Annotated in this window: 1 rRNA gene; it reads right to left on the bottom strand. The window is 52.2% G+C overall.

What is annotated here, in order from left to right:
• A 23S ribosomal RNA gene (locus GJ699_RS34030) occupies nt 1–274 on the bottom strand; the annotation flags it as partial.

Genomic DNA, 274 nt, shown 5'->3' with positions numbered 1-274 from the left:
TACTCATCTCGCCCACCTGTGTCGGTTTGCGGTACGGTCTCGTATGACTGAAGCTTAGAGGCTTTTCTTGGAACCACTTCCGATTGCTACAGAGCCTAAACTCTTCGTCCCAGTCCCTTGAATTACGCGCCCGGATTTGCCTAAGCGCCTTCTATGAACCAGAAACTGACTATTCCAACAGTCAGACAACCTTCCGCGATCCGTCCCCCCATCGCATCATACGACGGTGCAGGAATATTAACCTGCTTCCCATCAGCTACGCATCTCTGCCTCG

It is taken from the genome of Duganella guangzhouensis, assembly GCF_009674535.1.
GTDB lineage: Bacteria > Pseudomonadota > Gammaproteobacteria > Burkholderiales > Burkholderiaceae_D > Rugamonas > Rugamonas guangzhouensis.
The sequence above is the reverse complement of the archived record's forward strand: the minus strand, read 5'-3'. Positions and strand labels throughout refer to the sequence as shown.